Here is a 19219-nt window from a genome sequence, read left to right as displayed (position 1 = left end):
TTAAAGTCTCTTTTTAGGAGCAGACGTTTCTGTTAAACCATTTAAGAGCCCGGTCTAAAAAGCATCTTTGTTGCCGAACTCGTTGTTGTTTTAATTTTTTTCATCCTAATTAACAACAAGTTAACTCCGGTACAAAAATTTAAAACGCCTTGATTTTGACAAAAATATGCTTTTTATACTGCACTCATTTAAAAAAACCCCCATTCAGTTATGGGGGTCAAATATAAAAATCCTGATATTACAGAAAATCACAATACGTCAACACAATTAAGCGCTTTAAACGCTTCCTGAAGCCTGCTCACCATCGCCTCTTCACCTGCCCGCAACCATTTGCGCGGATCGTAGTATTTTTTGTTCGGCTTGTCTTCACCTTCGGGGTTACCAATCTGCGCCTGGAGGTAGTCGTGATATTTTGCTTCATATTCACGTACTCCGTTCCAGAAAGCCCATTGTGTATCGGTATCAATATTCATTTTGATCACACCATAACTTACAGCTTTCTGAATATCTTCCAGTGATGAACCTGAACCACCATGGAAAACGAAATTAACAGGTTTTTCTTCGGTACCGAAATTCTCAGAGATGTATTGCTGCGAATTCTTCAAAATTTCGGGACGAAGAACCACGTTACCGGGCTTGTATACACCATGAACATTACCAAACGAAGCAGCAACGGTAAAGTTAGGAGAAATCTTCTTCAGCTCTTCATAAGCAAATGCCACATCCTGGGGCTGAGTGTATAGCATGGCATTGTCGACACCTGTGTTATCCACACCGTCTTCTTCACCGCCGGTAATTCCCAACTCTATTTCGAGCGTCATGCCCATTTTGCTCATTCGTTCCAGATATTTCTTGCTGATATCAACATTATCCTGAAGAGTTTCTTCGGAAAGGTCGAGCATGTGGGAGCTGAATAGCGGTTTTCCGGTTTCTTTGAAGTACTTTTCTCCTTCATCGAGCAAACCATCAATCCAGGGCAATAATTTTTTAGCAGCGTGATCGGTATGCAGAATAACAGGAATTCCATAAGATTCGGCCAGCAAATGCACATGTTTGGCGGCAGCTACAGCACCTTTAACAGCCAATTCCTGGCCTTCACCACTGGCACCTTTACCGGCATAGAAAGAAGCACCACCGTTAGACAACTGAATAATAACCGGAGCCTTGGCTATTTTTGCTGCTTCCATTACTGCATTTACAGAATTCGAACCTACCACGTTGACAGCAGGAAGAGCAAACTGGTTCTCGCGGGCAATGCGAAAAATTTCCTGAAGGTCTTTCCCTACTGCAACACCGGGTTTTACAACATCCAAAATTCTTTGTTTCATAACAATATTATTTGATAAGATATTAAATTAACGACGTTTTTGAAAACATTTTTCAACAAAACGTAACCATATAATGCAAAATTGATTACAAATTCGTGCAAATTTAAAAATAAAATAGAAAATATAGCAAATGTAAACGAATTTCCGACATCAGAAAGGATAGCCAATGGCAAAGTTAAATCCTACATCATCCCAGCGCCAGGGACGGCTGAGCGGGATCCATCTTTCTCCTTCCGGCAAGGAGGGATCGTGGGTTTTAAGTCCCATGTCGAAGCGAAAAATGAAATAATTAAAATCGAAGCGAACGCCAATGCCAGTACCGACGGCTATTTCTTTATAAAAATTATCGGCTTCAAAAAGCCCACCCTCCAGGCTGGAACTTTCGCGAATGCTCCAGATATTGCCGGCATCAACAAACAATGCGCCTTCAAGCAACCAGAACAATTTAAAGCGATATTCCAGGTTCATTTCCAGTTTCATATCCCCCGTCTGATTGTAAAACCGGAATTCTTCTTCGCTGTAGCTTCCGGGGCCAAGACCTCTTACAGGCCATGCTCTGATGCTGTTGGCGCCACCCGAAAAATATCTTTTTTCGAAAGGTAAAACGTTCAAATTACCATAAGGCACTCCTACCCCTGCAAAAAATCGCCACACAAGAGAAGTATACCTGTCAATCCTGTTGTGAAACCGCAAATCGATATCCGACTTCACATACTGCGCATACCGAATTCCTAACAATTGACTGTAATCACTATTATTCGTGTTTTCCCACAAAGGAGACAACAAAGAAAGAACATTTCCGGCCGACTCGAGATTCGCTCTTAAATACCAAAAATCATCATTTTGCCCAAGTGTTTGCTGATTAAACAAAAATGAGTAATTCATATTCACAATCAGGTGATCTTCATAGGTATACCTCAAAAATGTTTCACTGATCCGTTCTTCAAACTCCCGGCTCAAATTAGGAATGTTGACCAGATTAAATTCTAATGGATAAAAGGCGTGAGTAATGTAACGTGACGATTTCCAGTTGTATCCCAGCCGGACATTGGCAATAGTGCGGGTATAATCGGGCCGGCGCTGGTAGTTATATGCCAGTGAAATGTTTGTCTTGGGATTATATCGCTGATGGAATTGCTGTATCCGTAACGGAATCCAGAAACGGGGAATAACAATTGATGCTTCACCTCCAATTTCTATTGTATTGAATTCCTCTGTCGAAGACCTTACAAACTGGTTCTGACGTGCCAGTCTTGTATTCAGAGTAAAAAACTCACCTCCTTTAAAGAGATTTTTGTGCTGATAATTAAAGTTTCCGGCAGCGCCTATATTACCGGAAGAATTGGTTCCTTCGATATCGACAGAAAAAGATTGCGATTTACCGGGCGAGAGGCTAATGATACAATCCAGTAACGGTTCGTTGTTGTTATTGGTTCTCCCGGTTTCCCGAAATCGAATATTGATATATCTGAAAAGCCTTAGACTACTAAGCAACTGATACGTACGATCCACCAATTCCGCATTGAAATAATCGTTGGGACGGATATAGGTGGAACTGGTGAGTAACTGAGGTTTAAAAGAGAGCTCATCTTCATAAACAATATAAACATCTTCGAATCTTAGCGTGTCAAATCCAGTGGTAACTCTTCCTGTATCTTCACCCAACAGATCATTGGTTCCAATTCCCAACTGGAACAACACGTTGTCGATACGATACTTCTGATGATGTTTTTTGCCGAGAACTTCATCAGGGCTCATTACTATCAACGAATCATTCACAAGATAATCCCCGACTGAAGTATCGGATAAAAAATAGATAAATTCTTCGGAGAATTTATAGTACCCTCTGTTTCGAAGATTCTTATTGATGCGTTCCCGCTCCCTTTCATGCAATTCAACCGTAAACGGACGGCCTTTGCGAAGCAGGGTTTCAAGTGTATCGGCAAGTACTTCGTCACGGATGCTGTCATCTTCAATCCTGTAATCAACATCATTGATATAATAACGATTTCCGGGATCGATGGAATAAATAACTTTAGCTTTTTGTTTTCCGTGATATATAACGGTATCGTTTACAGAAGCCTGAAAATACCCCTGATTGTTAAGGTATAATTTCATTTGCTGAGCCGACTGGGATACAAGATAAGGATCAAAAATTACAGGCTCTTCTCCAATTCTTCTGAGCCACCGGTTAATGCCTTTATCATCATCCTGTCCCGACAAATTGTATAATCCAAGATAAAACTTCCAGAAACCAAGAAGCTTTGTGTTTTCATGCTGTCGGACATAAGGCTTCAATTTTTCACGGCTAATATCTCTGGCCTTATTTTTAACTTTTACATTTGTCAACAGGTATTCATCTTCCGGGACAAATTTAGTTGAAGAACAACTGCCCAGAAAAAGCAATACCCCTCCCGTTATTACCAAAAGGACATTTCGTATTATTCCTATGTTTTTGTTTTTCGACAATTTCACTGCAAAATCCGGAATTCAAAATGCTGACATTATGCAAAGAAACCAAAATTATTCATGCATCCACTCCTGAAAGGTTCTTTTTGACCACCGCCTCGTCCCAAACACTCATGAGCTGATCCAAAAAATTTTTCCGCGCTTTAACCCAGACAAAAATAACTCTTTTTGAAGCAGCTTCATACATTATAAATTGTAATTTTGCTTTCAAAGACAACGCCAAAATGGTCGGAAAATCAAAAAAAAAATTAATATCGTCCCTTTCAATAAAAAAGTACAGGGACCAAACAGGTTTTTTTGTTGCAGAAGGCACAAAACTGGTTAACGACCTTCTCGATGCAGGAATAAATGAAGAGATAATTTTAACCACTGACAGCAATGTACTGAAATCCGGTAACAGGGAATATCTTGTCGACATTGTTGATTCCCGGGAACTAAAACAATTAAGCTTTCTAAAGACTCCTCAGAAAATACTTGCCGTATTAAAAAAACCGGAATTCACATTCACTTTTGGAGAGCATTCCGATAGCCTGACACTTTGCCTGGACGGTATTCAGGACCCGGGAAATTTGGGTACGATTTTAAGGCTTGCCGACTGGTTTGGAATTCCTTACGTTGTTTGCAGCAAGGACACAGCTGATGTTTTCAATCCAAAAGTTGTACAAGCCTCTATGGGTGCATTTGCAAGGGTAAAAGTTTTCTATACCGACCTCCCCACGTTTTGTCTCCGGTCTGCCCGTGAATTAAATCTCCCTGTATTCGGAACTTTCATGAATGGCGAGAATATTTATTCAGCCTCCCTTTCCAGGAAAGGCCTCATTATACTTGGGAATGAGGGAAAAGGCATTCGTCCTGAAACAGAAAAGACCGTTACCAAACGGCTAAGTATTCCAAAGTTCAATCGTCAGCCGGGTATTCCCACAATGGAGTCGTTAAATGTAGGAATGGCTGCATCTATTATTTGTTCTGAATTCCGCCGTCCGTTCTTTGTGCCCGAATAAGTGTTACCATGCAAGCTCTTCAAGGCCGTGCAAGTTTCAAAAAGCCGGCTACATGCATTGCACACTTTTCTCCATCAAGAGCGGAAGAAGCAATTCCCCCTGCATAACCTGCTCCTTCGCCACAAGGGTATAGTCCTCGAATGGAAACGTGTTGAAACGACTCTTTTTCCCGGGGAATTCTTAAAGGGGAAGATGTTCTTGATTCTGTTCCGACAACAATGGCCTCATTGCTCAAAAAACCTTTTGCGCGTTTACCGAAATAAGCAAACCCTTTTCTGAGACGATATGCTATATGTTCGGGTAAGATAAAGTGCAAAGGCGCCGAAACAATTCCGGGGACATAGGAAGATTTCGGCAGATCAAAAGAAACACGGCCTTCAACAAAATCAATCAGTCGCTGGGCGGGAGCCACTATTCCCTCTCCACCGTTAATATAACAAAGCTTTTCGACCTCCTGCTGGAATTGTAACCCGGCTAAAACACCGTATTTTTTGTATTCGATCAAATCGCCGGGTTGTATCTCAACCACCATCCCGCTGTTAGCGTAAGGGGAATTTCTTTTGGAAGGAGACATCCCGTTAACCACCATTTCGTCGGGACCGGTCATGGCAGGTACAATAAATCCCCCCGGGCACATGCAGAAAGAATAAACGCCGCGTCCATCAACCTCGTGCGAAAAACTGTAAGATGCAGCAGGAAGATACTTTCCCCTGCCTTCGGGAGTATGATACTGAATTTGGTCTATTAATTCCTGCGGATGCTCTACGCGAACACCCATGGCCCAGGTTTTGGATTCCATTTTGATTCCTTTGGCATGCAATAGTCTGTAAATATCCCTTGCCGAATGACCGGTTGCCAGAATTACCGCACTTCCCGTTATTTTTGTGCCGTCGTTAATAACAACGCCTTTTATGGTATCGCTATCTAAAACAAAATCGGTAACACGCGATTTGAAAAAAAACTGCCCGCCACAGGAAGTAATAGTTTTACGAATATTTTGGATGACTCCGGGCAATCTGTCGGTGCCAATATGGGGATGCGAATCGATCAGAATATCATCAGCAGCACCATGAAAATGAAGTATTTCGAGAAAATTCCTGAAATCACCACGCTTTTTGCTTCGTGTATACAATTTCCCGTCAGAAAAAGCACCTGCCCCCCCTTCTCCAAAGGCATAATTGGAGTCTTCATTGAGTTGTTCGTTCCGGTTTAGAAGTGCAATATCTCTTTTTCGTTCCGAAACTTCTTTCCCTCTCTCTACAATAACAGGTTTGATTCCCAATTCAATAAGCTTAAGCGAAGCAAAAAGTCCGGCCGGTCCTGCGCCAACAACAATCACTTCCGGAGCCGATGCCACATTTGGCCAGTAAAAACTTTTTGGCTGCATTTCAGGAACGGGTTCATTGGCCCAAACATCTACCTGCATCTGTATCATCACCTGTTTCTGGCGGGCATCCACCGACCTTCTGGCAATCCTGATGCCCGCAATTTCGGCAGGTGTCAATTTCAATTTATGAGCCGCAATTTTTTTTATGTTTTCTTCTTGTGACGCTTGTTCGGGCGTAAGACGTAAAGCAATTTGTTGATACATTTATTCAAAATAAAAAGTGAAAACAAATAAACGTGAAGACAGCCGGTCAAGAATATCGGTATACATAACATCTTCAGGTTCGCCGGTTCCTGCGGGATCGAGAACGTTAAGCATACCAACAGAAAGTTTGGCCTCGGTTGAAAGCCTGAAATAATTCAGATAAAAATCCAATCCGGCTCCTATTTCCAGATACACATCAGTTGATTTAAGATTGAGACCGTCGTTCTCCGATTTAGCCAGATCGATTCGTGGATTGACTCCCCCTATCAAATAAGGTTTTACGTTAGTCATGCGTTCCCCGCTGAATTTCAGAAGCAAAGGGAACTCCAGAAAGGTGGATTTGATCTCGAGCGGCGCTTCCTCTGCTTCACCATCCTGTATGTAGAGCAGATCGCGTTGCCCAAAACTGATACCGGGAAGAAATCTCAGATTAAAGTATTTATTGATCCGGAGGCTTGAAACAATCCCAATGTTAATGCCGGGATTAAGATTCACTACTTCGGCATAACGATTGTCCAGTCCATCGGGACGGTCATTATATGCTTTATGAACAACTTTAAAATCCAGTGTATTAATCCCGATAAGAAATCCAAAATGCAATGGCCTGTAATCGAATGCGGGAAGATTGGGCACACCTTTCTTGTCTCTCATCTGTCCATCGGCAGGAGAGGAAATAATCAGCAATATCAGAAACACATAAATAACTCGCAAGGAAAAATGTTTTTTGATGCAAACGAAACAGAGCATCAATTTATTGCCGTCACTTTTTGATCGCTACATAAATGGTTGCAACTCCGAAGGTTTGCGGCAAAATTTTTTGAGATTCAAAACCGGCTTTTTGAAGTTCTTTTGTAAAGTCTTTTCCATCGGGAAACTGTAGGGCCGACTCGGGAAGATACGAATAAGCATCTTTGTCGTGAGAAATAATGCCTCCCCACCATGGTAATATGCGGGTGATATAAAAATGATATAGTTGCTTTAAGGGAAACTTTTTCGGCCGCGAAAATTCAAGCACAACCAACCGGCCGTCTTGTCTGAGTACACGATGTATTTCGGACAGCCCTTTCTGCAAGTTTTCAAAATTCCTGACACCGAAGGCAACCGTCGCGGCATCGAAAAAGTTATTCCCGAAGGGTAATTCCTCTGAGTCACCATGTTTCAGCTGAATGGTCGTATGCAAACGCCTCTTTTCGATCTTTTCCCTGGCAATGGCCAGCATTTCTTCCGACAAATCGAGTGCATAAACCGCAATAGGATCAATTTTAGCTATCTGGATGGCCAGATCGCCTGTTCCCGTTGCCACATCGAGAATAAGCGGGGCTTTTAATTCTCTCAGTTGCTTTACAACATTTTTTCTCCAGATATTATCAATGCCAAACGAAAGCAGATGATTCAACAGATCATATCTGGGAGCAATTCTGTTAAACATTGTACGCACCTGTTCCTTTTTGCTTCCCTCAAGATTTTTATAGGGTTTTACCATTCAACTGTCCGTTAAATTATTAGTACCTTATCTCTGATATTGTTCAGTGCAGTATAAAAAGCCTTCAAACTGCTGATTTTTACCATTTTTACCCCTGACCCCTAAAGGGGAACTGCTAAAAATCAGCAGTTTGAAAAAGTCCCCTTTAGGGGATTTAGGGGTCAAAAGACTTTTTAGACTGTACTCATTGTTGTATTTTTTGGCAAAATATTTATAAAATGGCTGCGCCATTTGTTGTTTGAATCACCTAATTTGTGCGAATTAACGCGAATTTAGTCGCATCTTTGATGCGACAGTCATTCGTGTCATTGACAACAACATAATTGATTTTTTAAGGTGTTCTCGAACGCCTTCCAGTCGTTTCATCAGTATAAAATTAGTCTAAGTTATTGGTCTGATGGAACTCGCATGTAAGAGTTTTATACATGTTCTATTGTGACAATCTTTGCCATGCTCGTTTTGTTGACAACAAAAAATAATTGCGTAGCAATTAGCTAATCCGACAAATTATGACTTAAGCTTTTTAGTTATTTTTGGCTCTGGCTTGTCCAAGTTAAGGAATAGATTGGAATAGATTTATAACCAAGATTTTTGCTTGCAAGAACTTGGGTTATATATTCCGTCAAAAAAAGCTATATGCTGAGAGGCAATGACGCAAAGCTTCTATTTTATCAGACTTTTCCTTCGGCCCACCATTTCAATCTGTTTTCGAATTTGGTTTTTAATTCATCCACATATCCGAATGATTCGTCATCGACCCGTATTTCACCCCTGGTAACGTGTCCCAAAATAGAAAAAGGCATTCCCTTTTCGACCATGAAATCTACAAATTCATCCTGTTTTTCGGGAGAAACCGATACGACGACACGTCCCTGAGCTTCACCAAATAAAAAAGCATCGCGTCTGACTTCTGCATCGGTGGTGATATCAAACCCAAATTCCAAAGGAACGGCACTTTCAAGCAAAGTAAAAAAGAGACCACCGTTGGAGACATCATGAACCGAGCGGGCAAGCCGGCGATCAACCATGTCGCCAAGAACAGAAAACAGTTTTTTCTCTTCTTCCGGATTGAAATAAGGAGGAAGCGATTTTTCAATACCGTGGACTGCACTAAGGTATTCGGAACCGTTTATATCATTGCGCGAACGTCCCACCAGAAATATCATATCTCCTTTGTGCTTAAAAGATAGTGTGGTATGCTTTTCCACATCCTTTATAATGCCGAGAACACCAACAACCGGCGTAGGAACAACAGGAATAATATGTCCGTCGACAGATCTTTGGTTATAAAAACTAACATTTCCGCTCACAACAGGCAAATCAAAGAACTTGCAGGCATCGGCCAGTCCTTTCACTGCATCCACAAAATCGGCATAAGCCGCCGGATCATAAGGATTCCCAAAATTAAGGCAGTCGGTGACTGCCAAAGGGGTTCCACCACCACAAACAATATTTCGCATAGCTTCGGCCACTGATATCCTTGCTCCGTTATAAGGATCGGAAGAAAAATAGGCAGGGTTACTGTCTACCGTGGCAAGCAGTGCTTTATTATTCGTTCCGAGTTCAATGATTCCCGCATCGGAAGGAAACCTGGTGCTGGCAGCTTCGCGGCGCAATGTTTTGGAAAATTTACTGGTCAGCCATTTCTTGGAAGTGACATTCAGTGATTTGAGCATTTTCTCAACCACGGCAGGATAATGATCAGGCTCCTGTATGTCCTCAATTTTTATACTTTCGGGCAATTTTCTTTCGGCGGAAGCTTCACGTTCATAAACAGGAGCCAACTCACCAATTCCAAGGTATTTTACCGGAAATTCGACTTCAGTATCACCATTCTTTTGACATCTCAATACGCCACTGTTATTTACTTTTCCAACAACTCCCATGGATAGATTGTTGCCCTCAACAACGGATTTAATCTTTTCCATGTCCCCGGGTCGAAAACATATCAACATTCTGCCCCAGGTTTCGGAAATAAGAATTTCCCTCAAATTCATATCTTTCTCCCGTAATGGGACTTCCTCAACAAAAAAGTCAATTCCACTGTTGCCCCTTGAAGCCATCTCTGTAAGAGCACCAATTATTCCCTGTCCGCCGATGGTTTGAACACCAATCACCAAATGTTCCCGCATCAGACTACTGAGTGTCTTATACAGATGTTTTTCCGATTGAATATCGCGCATCTGATCAAATGAGATGCTCTTAGTCTCTCCATCAGAAATCATATCTACTACAAAGGCATCGCCAGATATTCCGTCTTTGCCTGTAGGCACACCAATAACAGCAATTAAATTTCCTTCACCTTTAGCAACGGCAGAAACCAATTCATCTTTTTGGGCAACACCTATCGACATAGTGTTGACAATAGGGCTGGTATTAAAAGTGTCGCCAAAAAACACTTCTCCACCAATGACCGGGATTCCAAATCCCTTTTCAAAATCGGCAATGCCGTTTACCACTTCATCGAAGAGCCAGCGGGCAGTATCGCGATCAGAATTACCAAAACGCAAAGAGTTGAGAAGTGCAACCGGCCGGGCTCCCATAGAAAAAATATCACGGTTGACCACCCTCATGCCGGTGGATGCCCCTAAACGAGGCTGAACGGCACATGGATGATTGTGTGATTCCAACTTGAAAACAGCCACCTGACCATCACCAATATCAACCACTCCTGCGCTCTCCTTGCCGGCTTCCACCAAAACATGATCGGCCTTTCTGGGAAGTATTTCGAGCCATTTGCGAGAATTCTTGTAACTGGCATGTTCCGACCACAAAATGGAGAATAATTCAAGTTCGAGTTTGTTCGGAACCCGACCTAAAATGGTCTGAATTTTTTCATACTCCTCTGATGTCATATTCAACAGCTCGACATCTTCGATTGTTGATATATCTTTATGGTTCATAAGTATAGAATTTTCTTTTCATGGTCGAATTGCCTCTCCCGATAGATCGGACGAACTCGCTAATCTTTCATACAGGTACTACCTGACGACTTTGAAAAATCAAAGCTCAATGCTCGTTGCATACAATTTGGTTATTCACAATGATAAAAATATTACACTCAATAAAACATAAAATACATCCCGGTACCAATTTTATCCGGAATACTTATATAATTGTAAAAACCTTATTAATTTTGACTTGAAAAATAGCAAAAAAACCGCATAAAACAAATACGATAATTATGAATAAAAAAGCAATTGTTACCGGAGCTTCCTCCGGGATAGGCAAAGCAACAGCTGCCATGCTGGCACGAAATGGTTTCGATTTGATAGTGACCGGAAGGCGTGAAAACCGCCTGTTAGAACTGAAAAACAAACTGGAAAATAACAATGTGAAAGTAAAAGTGTTGGTATTTGACATCAGAGACAGGAAAGCCATGCACGAAGCCTGGAATTCACTGGCGGATGACTGGAAGCAAATTGATGTACTGGTCAACAATGCCGGACTTGCTGCCGGTGCAGAGCCTGTTCAGGATGGAGACTGGAATGACTGGGAACAAATGATAGATACAAATATAAAAGGACTGCTGGCCATCAGTCAGTTGGTTATCCCCGAAATGATAAAAAAAAGGCAGGGACATATCATAAACGTGAGTTCCATCGCCGGTACCGAAGTATATGCCAACGGAAATGTTTACTGTGCTTCCAAACACGCGGTTCATGCACTGACCAAAGGAATGCGGATTGATCTGTTACCGCATAACATAAAGGTATCTTCGATTTCACCGGGAATGGTGGAAACCGAATTCTCAATGGTAAGATACCATGGGGATAAAGAAAAGGCAGACAAAGTTTATGAAGGTTTAACGCCGCTACATGCCAGTGACGTGGCCGATGCCATTGAGTTTATGATCACTCGTCCGCCACATGTAAATGTCAACGACATGCTTCTGATGCCAGCTGCTCAGGCAAGTGCAGTTTATAATTACCGGGAAAAACAGACTAATTGAAGAAGGTACAACCAGTGTTCGAACAACGGACAACCGTTTTTCGAAGCACTTTGAACCGGCAGAAGCAGTCATTAACCATCATTTACTCCGATTATTCCAATGGATTTTCAATTTTACCGGAGAAAAGAATGGCACCGCTTTCTTTTTCGGCAATAGCAAAAAAGAAAGGACGGTCGACCCGAAATACCATTGGCCCGGGATTTACCATATTAAGTTCCATCCCGACACTGGTGGCTGCAGCAGCCTCAGTACCTTCTTCATCAACTTTAATATAGGTTTTGTGATTGACTTTGCTAATAAAAACCGGCGCATCAATCATATTGGAAAAATCCGCGACAAACTCCGAAAAGGGAAGCTCCATTCCCATAGTAATCAATGGATCATTCAGAAGATATTTGCATTCAACCTCAAAACGAGGCATAAAAAGACCAATACTCTGTTCATTCATATTTTCAAGTATTGATGCCCACTTTTCGGAAGTTATATTATTTACCAAATCATTAACGGAAGCCTCCCCTGAAGGAAGTGCTACGATCATATAAAATGACCCGTTTCCGTAAGGGAGCTTAACTGCACGAAGTTCGTCATCGGCATAATAATCTAAATCCTGTTCCTGATTCATCATGGGCACCTGAACAGTGGTGCCATCCGAAAGTTTAAAGCTTTCATCCTTTGTAGCCGACTCTTTAAACTGATACTGCCATTTACCCAGAAAATAAACGGCATTGACCAGAAACATGTATTGCTGATCACTGATTTCATCAATAATTGCAGGTATTTTCCCTCTTGTTTTTTCGTTGACCCAGCTGTTAATAAGTTCTTTGGCACCTTCCTTATCCGAAAAGTCCACGCCCCTGAATGCAGCATCGTAATACTCTTTCACGGTTTCACTAAAACTCTCTTTAGCTGGTAACGACTCTTTATACCAAACAGAATTGGCCATTTCAATCTCCACCTTCGAATCGGCCGAAAGCAATACCTCCCTAATATTTTTAAAGGCTTCATTCATGGTGGTGGCACCACCAAAATCCATCACAGTCAACATTTGATCGAGTGTTTCACCGGCAGCTCCGTTGGTTGTCATCCCCAAAGCCTGAGCTACACTCAATGAGGAAATCACCACATTTTCGCCGTGGTCGGCATCAGAATTCACAGATTTAAAGAGATCCCAACCAAAACGGTCGGTAGCTGATAACACCTCAAGGGATTTAATGTCAAAATCTTTTTTCTTTGGTTCTTCGTTGTTGTCGAACCAGCTGCAATTCGTTAAAAGAGCTGTCAAAATCAAAAAAGAAATGATGCGTTTCATGATTGTACATATTTGGATATAAGTTAGTACTTTATCTCTGATTTTGTTGTATTTTTTGGCAAAATATTAAAAAAATGGCTGCGCCATTTGTTGTTTGGATCACCGAATTTGCGCGAATTAACGCGAATTTAGTCGCATCTTTGATGCGACAATCATTCGTGTCATTCGTGTCATTGACAACATCATAATTGATTTTTTAAGGTGTTGTCGAACACCTTCCAGTCGTTTCATCAGTATAAAATTAGTCTAAGTTATTGGTCGGATGGAACTCGCATGATTGAACTATACACATGTTCTTTTGTGACAAATTTTGTCATGCTCGTTTCATCCGTATAAAATAAGTCTAAGTTATTGGTCGGATGGAACTCGCATGATTGAGTTTTATACATGTTCTTTTGTGACAATCTTTGTCATGCTCGTTTCGTTGACGACAAAAAATAATTGCGTAGCAATTAGCTAATCCGACAAATTATGACTTTAGCTTTTTGGTTATTTTTGGCTATGGCTTGCTCTGGCTTGTCCAGGTTAGATAATAGTAATATTAAACAGTATCATAATATCTCTTGAGCCTCCGTTTCAAGTTTCTAACTTCTGCCTTCTGCCTCATAAACTTCTGCCTTCTGTCTTCTGCCTTCTGCCTCATAAACTTCTGCCTTCTGTCTTCTGCCTTCTGCCTCGTAAACTTCTGTCTGTTGGCTGCTTTCATCATTAATCAGTTGTCTGGACGAACAGACAAACTATAGTATAAGATGAAAAGAGAGCCAAAAGGTTGCTTCTGTTCAATGTAAAAAAATTGTACTTTTGCGCCATTAATCAATTATGCTGCACCAATGAGACTTTATTCTTCAAAATATCTGAAAGAATTTACAAAAGATATATTTCTGAAAATGGGTGCCACTTCTGAACAGGCCGAAACGGCAGCCGCTGTTCTTAATGCTGCCGACTTAAGAGGTGTCGATTCTCACGGGGTGGCACGCCTTAGCGGTTATGTGCGACTGTGGGAAAAGAAAAGGTTAAAAGTTTCACCCAAGCCAAAGATTATTCACGAGACACCATCGACAGCCGTGATGGATGGGGATTTAGGCCCGGGACTGATGGTAGCCCCCAAGGCAATGGATGTCGCCATTGAAAAGGCAAAAACTGCCGGCACGGGCTGGGTAGCCATTCGCAACAGCAACCATTTCGGAATTGCCGGATATCATGCTATGCGGGCATTAGAACACGATATGATCGGCATTTCAATGACAAATGCCAGTCCGCTCGTCTTCCCCACCTTCTCAAAAAGCCGATTGTTGGGGACCAACCCTATAGCCGTGGCCATACCGGCTCTGAAACAACCTCCTGTTGTTATCGACATGGCTACTACGCCGGTAGCCAACGGAAAACTTGAAGTTCTTCAACGCAAAGGAGAAAACATTCCTGAAGGATGGGCACAAGATAAAGATGGAAATTCTTCCATTGATGCAGAAATACTGAAAAATGGGGGTGCCATGCTTCCGCTTGGAAGCGACCGGATACACGGCAGTCACAAAGGCTATTGCCTGGGCGGAATGGTAGATATTTTCTCAGCCGTATTGTCAGGTGCCAATTACGGGCCCTGGGTGCCACCCTTTGTGGCTTTTCTTGACCCGCCGGCCAACCCTGTTGGCGAAGGCATCGGACATTTTATCGGTGCCATGCGCATAGATGCTTTCAGACCTGCCAACGAATTTAAAGCGCACATGGACAAATGGATTGAGACTTTCCGTCATGCAAAGCCGGTCACCCCCGACCAAAAAGTGCTGATTCCCGGTGACCCGGAACGTGAACTGGAACAGGAACGCCTCACCAATGGGATTCCGCTTCTGCAACCTGTTATTGACGACTTAACCAGGCTTGGAAAAGAGATGGGTGTCCGGTTTGATGGGTAAGAACAATAGCAAAAAACCAACGATACTTCACAATGATAACAAAAGCAAAAAATATTTTGACATAAAAAAGCCCTCCAAATATAAAAAATGAAGGGCCTTTCAAATTAATTTTGAACAAATTATCTCACCATCAATTTCTTCACTTCTTTACTTCCATCCAACAACTCCACCATCACCATATAAACACCCTTATTCCAAGCAGAAACTTCCACAGGCAAATCATCTATTCCGGCAACATCCGAAACGGCAAAAACTACTTTGCCTGACAAATCAACAACTGAGACAGCAGCAGCATTACCATTCAGTGTAATAGTAACCAATTCATCAGCAGGATTAGGGAATACACTGCTGACAGAAGAGTCATCGATATTAACAATATCATTGGTAACATCTTTGATCAGGCTCACATTACTGATAGAAAAACCAATATTTTCCCAACCTCCTTCAAAGCCTAACTTCATCGCAGGAAAAGTACTTGTCATCACGAAAGGAATAGAAAAAGTTTGCGCTGAAGTGGTCAGATTTTCAATATGTCCTACCCCTGCAACATTTTCAGGTAAAAGATCAGTGTAAGACCCTCCGTCTTCACCAAAAAAGACCTTCAGTTGCTTAATACCCTCTGCTTTTGCGGTAAAAGTTAAAGTATAATCAGCGCCTTCCTCAAGACTGGCAATCTGCTCTACAGTAAAATTCTGATTAAACTGCAAATACCAATACTGAACAGCACCAACATTTAAATCTGTAAAATTTGCCCAGCCATCCTGGTATGTTACATTAAAAGTAACCCACGATTCCCAATCCGGGATCCATGTAGTCCACGATTCTCCACCATTGGAAAAATCACCATTCAAAACAACATTTTGTGCCTTTAAGTTAGCATTCAAAATAAGTGCCAATGCACTCAAAATAAGTAATTGTTTTTTCATAATGTAATAGATTTTAATAAGTAAAAAAATCACAGGCTCCCTTATTAAGGGGAACCTGTCCATTAAGTAGTATCTGTCCAGAAAGTACCATTTGCTACGTTACGCTCGTCGCCAAAATACTTATTTACGAAACGAGCATGGCAAAGTTTGCCACAATAAGAATATGTATAAGTTCTTGCATGCGAGTTCCATCCGACCTTAATAATAAATTTTATACGAATAAATCCTCATTAACAATAAGTTAACTCCAGTACAAAAATTTAAAACGCCTGGATTTTGACAAAAAGATGCTTTTTAGACCGGACTCCAGTAAATTTTAGTTGACCAGAACGCGTGAAATATAAGTTTTTCCACCTTCAGTAAGTACACGAATCAAATAGACTCCCGATTCCCATCCAGAACAAGGAACAGTTACAATATCCAAGACAGAAGATTCAGAAGAGTAAACCATCTTTCCTGCAAGGCTATAAACCACAACATTCTTAATTGTCTTATCCAGATTAATAATAAACTGATCAGATGCAGGATTAGGATATATCTCAAAAGTTTCCGCCTCTACATTATTGGAAAAAGTAGCATCAGGCAAGTTCACAGATAAGAAAACATCATCGATGATGAACTCAGTAACGGGACTTTCTGAAACGGCTACAAAAAGATTACCTATCACAGAAAGATTAAGCGGATTAGTCTGATTCATAAGGTCAGAAACAGGAGCGGAAACAAAATGCCACTCACCATCTCTACTAACCCCGTAAGGATCAGCGCCCGGCGCAAAAACAATCTCTCCTGCACCACTTTCTTTATCTTCCATTTTTATAGAAAAGGTTTCTGATGCTTCAGGCAGTATTTTAATAGCAAAATTGAGATATCCCGATTCAAAATGAGAAATATCCAGAGGAGCATCCGAACTAATACTAAAACCACCCCAAGTAGCGCCAGCAGAACCTGCTAAGTCAATTAATTCACTGCCTTCATAAGGAGTCTGATTGGTTCCATTAACCAGCGTGTTTTCCCATATATAAAGATGGCCGTTTACATCATCTATGGCAAAATTATTGCTAATAGAAGTTCTTTCAGTAAAGATGCCATAATCATCCGAATTAATAACAAATGAATTCTCACCTTGTGAAGAACTCAGATTTGGATTTTCCGGCTGAGTTGCTCCTTCCGTAAAAATGACATCATCAAAGGCAATACTGGCAATAGCACCGCCTCCGGCTGAAAACGGAATGCTCACCACAGAAAGATCAAGACCCTGGGCGGTAAGATCACTGACCGGGACGGTAATCCGATGCCATTCTCCATCACGAACAAAACCCTCCGGATCACTACCGGCAGTATCCACAGTTCCACCGGTGAAATTGATTGTTCCCTTAGAATTATTAGCGCCAAAAACATCGACATGAAAATCCTTTTGTGAGGTAGTTTTCACAGAAAAAGAGAACATTCCGTTGGCATAATGAGTCAAATCATGACCAATTCCATCCGTTACGCCAAATCCCCACCAACCAACACCTGTAGAGCTATATGACAGCACCTCTTCACCATCATAAGGAGTGGTGGGAATGGCAGACAAAGTATTTTCCCAAACATATATAAATCCATTAACATCATCAATCACAAATTTATTGGGAACATTGGGGTTTTCGGTAAAAACCCCGTAATACTCAGATGTAACAGAAAAATCCGGAAGGTCCAAAGCATCATTCCGATTGGCATTCAATCCATTATTGGCTTCAGGATTGGAGGACAATGAAAAATAAATATCATCCACCAAAATATTAGTAGTTGCGCCGTCACCACCTAACATGAAAACATTTCCTAAGGAGGACATATCAAGCCCATTAGCGGTCAATTCAGAAACCGGGATTGTAATAGTATGCCACTGTCCGTCACGGGCAAACCCATAAGGATCACTTCCGTAATTAAAACTAATTCTTCCTTCATTTCCTTTGGTATCGCCAACTCCAACCCAAAAATTCTTATCAAAGGTAGTGCGCATGGAGAAGTGCAGATAACCATTTTGAAAATGAGAAAGATCAATACTACTGGCAGAGTTAATCCCAAATCCATACCATGTCTTGGCAGGAGGTGCATAAAAAGCCATTACTTCAGTTCCATCGTAAGAAGGCGCATTCTGCAATGGCTTCAATGTATTTTCCCAAATTTGCAACGAATTCACCATATCATCAAATACAAACCTTTCCGTAATTGCGGGATTTTCCGTAAAAATTCCGTAAACATCTGACTCAGGAGCAGCCGGAGGCGTAATAACCATCTGACCGCCATCAGAATCCTGTTGGTAAACACGAACATAATCCACATACATTTTTGCGGGCATAGGAGCAGTAATAGCATTTGGATCGGTAATTCCGGGGAAAGAACCACCAACAGCCAGATTTAGAATAAAATAATGAGGCCAGTCACGAAACTCTTCTGCATCTTCGCCATCAATATTCATAGCATAATAGGGTTCTGTATCATCATTAAAATACATTTCAATACGAGAGGGAGTCCATACCATAGTAAATCGATTGTATTGATATAAACTTTCACCTACAGGCAATGTATGCGCAAGACCATAGCTGGCAGTATATCCAACATCCCAGTGCAAAGCACCACCAAAGGTACGTTCCTGAGTTCCGGCAGCGATTCCTTCTGAATGACCGGCTTCCAGAATGTCAATTTCCCCATTGGCAGGCCAGGTTCCTCCCTGAGTTCCGAGCATCCAAAAAGCAGGCCACAGACCATCTGCTAAAACAGGCAGTTTTATACGGGCCTCAATTTTACCGAATTGAGCAGCCACTTTACCGGCTGATTGGATTTTACCGGACGTAAACTGATATCCGCCATAGTTTTCACGCTTGGCGGTAAGGATCAGCGCATTACCACCTTCCCCATCGGGACCTACTTCCACATTTTCGGCACGATAATGTTGTAATTCATGGTTAGCACCTGTATTCCATATACCAACATTCGTTTCCGCAGTCCATCGATCGGTATTCAGTTCGGTGCCATCAAAATTCTCTTCCCAAACCAATTCATATTGGGCGCTACTAATGCCAGGAATTAGCAAAATAGCCATTAAAAACAAAAGAATACGTTTCATAACATAAATTTTTTAGTTACATTCATTGCCATTGTAAAAAATTCTCATAGACTTTATTCAAACAAAATTGTATTACAACACAACAATCAAAATTACTTCATGAACAACCATTGACAATTTTTAACAGTCATACTCTAACAT

13 protein-coding genes are annotated in these 19219 nt (G+C 41.5%); 3 read left to right on the top strand and 10 right to left on the bottom strand.

Annotation, left to right across the window (positions count from 1 at the left end):
• Positions 1-248 precede the first annotated feature (248 nt).
• Both fbaA and tamL read right to left on the bottom strand, forming a co-directional pair.
• Entirely contained in the window at positions 249-1328 is a 1080-nt protein-coding gene (gene fbaA / locus ATH1_RS0117175) for a class II fructose-bisphosphate aldolase (RefSeq protein WP_010424664.1), read from the bottom strand.
• Positions 1329-1478: 150 nt separating this feature from the next.
• Positions 1479-3803, bottom strand: coding sequence for a translocation and assembly module lipoprotein TamL (tamL, locus tag ATH1_RS0117170; protein WP_245531827.1), 2325 nt, complete (start codon positions 3801-3803; stop codon positions 1479-1481).
• A gap of 218 nt (positions 3804-4021) precedes the next feature.
• Here tamL and ATH1_RS0117160 point away from each other — a divergent pair, with 218 nt between their 5' ends.
• Positions 4022-4798 carry a TrmH family RNA methyltransferase gene (locus ATH1_RS0117160; RefSeq protein WP_010424661.1) on the top strand — a complete coding sequence of 259 codons (777 nt, stop codon included), beginning with the start codon at positions 4022-4024 and terminating at the stop codon, positions 4796-4798.
• 19 nt (positions 4799-4817) lie between these two features.
• Here the strand turns inward: ATH1_RS0117160 and ATH1_RS0117155 are convergent, their stop codons facing one another.
• The 4 genes from ATH1_RS0117155 to purL all read right to left on the bottom strand — a co-directional run bounded on the left by ATH1_RS0117155 (position 4818) and on the right by purL (position 10775).
• Complete coding sequence (locus ATH1_RS0117155; protein ID WP_010424660.1) at positions 4818-6389, bottom strand: NAD(P)/FAD-dependent oxidoreductase; 1572 nt, start codon at positions 6387-6389, stop codon at positions 4818-4820.
• A complete protein-coding gene (gene porT, locus ATH1_RS0117150; protein ID WP_139035504.1) occupies positions 6390-7100 on the bottom strand; it encodes a type IX secretion/gliding motility protein PorT/SprT in 711 nt (236 codons plus the stop codon).
• 49 nt (positions 7101-7149) lie between these two features.
• On the bottom strand, positions 7150-7872 hold the full coding sequence (gene ubiE / locus ATH1_RS0117145) for a bifunctional demethylmenaquinone methyltransferase/2-methoxy-6-polyprenyl-1,4-benzoquinol methylase UbiE (RefSeq protein ID WP_010424655.1): 723 nt from the start codon (positions 7870-7872) through the stop codon (positions 7150-7152).
• Positions 7873-8543: 671 nt separating this feature from the next.
• Positions 8544-10775 carry a phosphoribosylformylglycinamidine synthase subunit PurL gene (purL, locus tag ATH1_RS0117135; protein WP_010424652.1) on the bottom strand — a complete coding sequence of 744 codons (2232 nt, stop codon included), beginning with the start codon at positions 10773-10775 and terminating at the stop codon, positions 8544-8546.
• Positions 10776-11056: 281 nt separating this feature from the next.
• On the opposite strand from purL, the gene ATH1_RS0117130 reads away from it, so the two are divergent.
• Entirely contained in the window at positions 11057-11824 is a 768-nt protein-coding gene (locus ATH1_RS0117130) for an SDR family NAD(P)-dependent oxidoreductase (RefSeq protein ID WP_010424650.1), read from the top strand.
• A gap of 91 nt (positions 11825-11915) precedes the next feature.
• Here the strand turns inward: ATH1_RS0117130 and ATH1_RS0117125 are convergent, their stop codons facing one another.
• Both ATH1_RS0117125 and ATH1_RS21540 read right to left on the bottom strand, forming a co-directional pair.
• Entirely contained in the window at positions 11916-13133 is a 1218-nt protein-coding gene (locus ATH1_RS0117125) for a serpin family protein (protein ID WP_010424649.1), read from the bottom strand.
• Between the two features lie 541 nt (positions 13134-13674).
• Positions 13675-13842: a hypothetical protein gene (locus ATH1_RS21540; RefSeq protein WP_010424648.1), complete on the bottom strand. Its 168-nt coding sequence runs from the start codon at positions 13840-13842 to the stop codon at positions 13675-13677.
• 121 nt (positions 13843-13963) lie between these two features.
• Between ATH1_RS21540 and ATH1_RS0117115 the strand changes: the two genes are divergently transcribed.
• A complete protein-coding gene (locus tag ATH1_RS0117115; protein WP_010424647.1) occupies positions 13964-15043 on the top strand; it encodes an Ldh family oxidoreductase in 1080 nt (359 codons plus the stop codon).
• Between the two features lie 119 nt (positions 15044-15162).
• Here the strand turns inward: ATH1_RS0117115 and ATH1_RS0117110 are convergent, their stop codons facing one another.
• Complete coding sequence (locus ATH1_RS0117110) at positions 15163-15969, bottom strand: T9SS type A sorting domain-containing protein (RefSeq protein WP_162096806.1); 807 nt, start codon at positions 15967-15969, stop codon at positions 15163-15165.
• 316 nt (positions 15970-16285) lie between these two features.
• Positions 16286-19078, bottom strand: a complete 2793-nt coding sequence (locus ATH1_RS0117105; RefSeq protein WP_010424645.1) for a T9SS type A sorting domain-containing protein — start codon at positions 19076-19078, stop codon at positions 16286-16288.
• Positions 19079-19219: the final 141 nt, after the last annotated feature.

It is taken from the genome of Anaerophaga thermohalophila DSM 12881 (genome assembly GCF_000191885.1).
Taxonomy (GTDB): Bacteria; Bacteroidota; Bacteroidia; order Bacteroidales; family Marinilabiliaceae; genus Anaerophaga; species Anaerophaga thermohalophila.
This window is presented reverse-complemented; position numbering and strand designations above follow the sequence as displayed.

Coding starts and splice junctions, on each gene's coding strand:
- fbaA (WP_010424664.1), bottom strand. CDS start 1,328: ATGAAACAAAGAATTTTGGATGTTGTAAAACCCGGTGTTGCAGTAGGG.
- ATH1_RS0117130 (WP_010424650.1), top strand. CDS start 11,057: ATGAATAAAAAAGCAATTGTTACCGGAGCTTCCTCCGGGATAGGCAAA.
- ATH1_RS0117125 (WP_010424649.1), bottom strand. CDS start 13,133: ATGAAACGCATCATTTCTTTTTTGATTTTGACAGCTCTTTTAACGAAT.
- ubiE (WP_010424655.1), bottom strand. CDS start 7,872: ATGGTAAAACCCTATAAAAATCTTGAGGGAAGCAAAAAGGAACAGGTG.
- ATH1_RS0117160 (WP_010424661.1), top strand. CDS start 4,022: ATGGTCGGAAAATCAAAAAAAAAATTAATATCGTCCCTTTCAATAAAA.
- purL (WP_010424652.1), bottom strand. CDS start 10,775: ATGAACCATAAAGATATATCAACAATCGAAGATGTCGAGCTGTTGAAT.
- ATH1_RS0117115 (WP_010424647.1), top strand. CDS start 13,964: ATGAGACTTTATTCTTCAAAATATCTGAAAGAATTTACAAAAGATATA.
- ATH1_RS0117155 (WP_010424660.1), bottom strand. CDS start 6,389: ATGTATCAACAAATTGCTTTACGTCTTACGCCCGAACAAGCGTCACAA.
- ATH1_RS0117110 (WP_162096806.1), bottom strand. CDS start 15,969: ATGAAAAAACAATTACTTATTTTGAGTGCATTGGCACTTATTTTGAAT.
- ATH1_RS0117105 (WP_010424645.1), bottom strand. CDS start 19,078: ATGAAACGTATTCTTTTGTTTTTAATGGCTATTTTGCTAATTCCTGGC.
- ATH1_RS21540 (WP_010424648.1), bottom strand. CDS start 13,842: ATGATGAAAGCAGCCAACAGACAGAAGTTTACGAGGCAGAAGGCAGAA.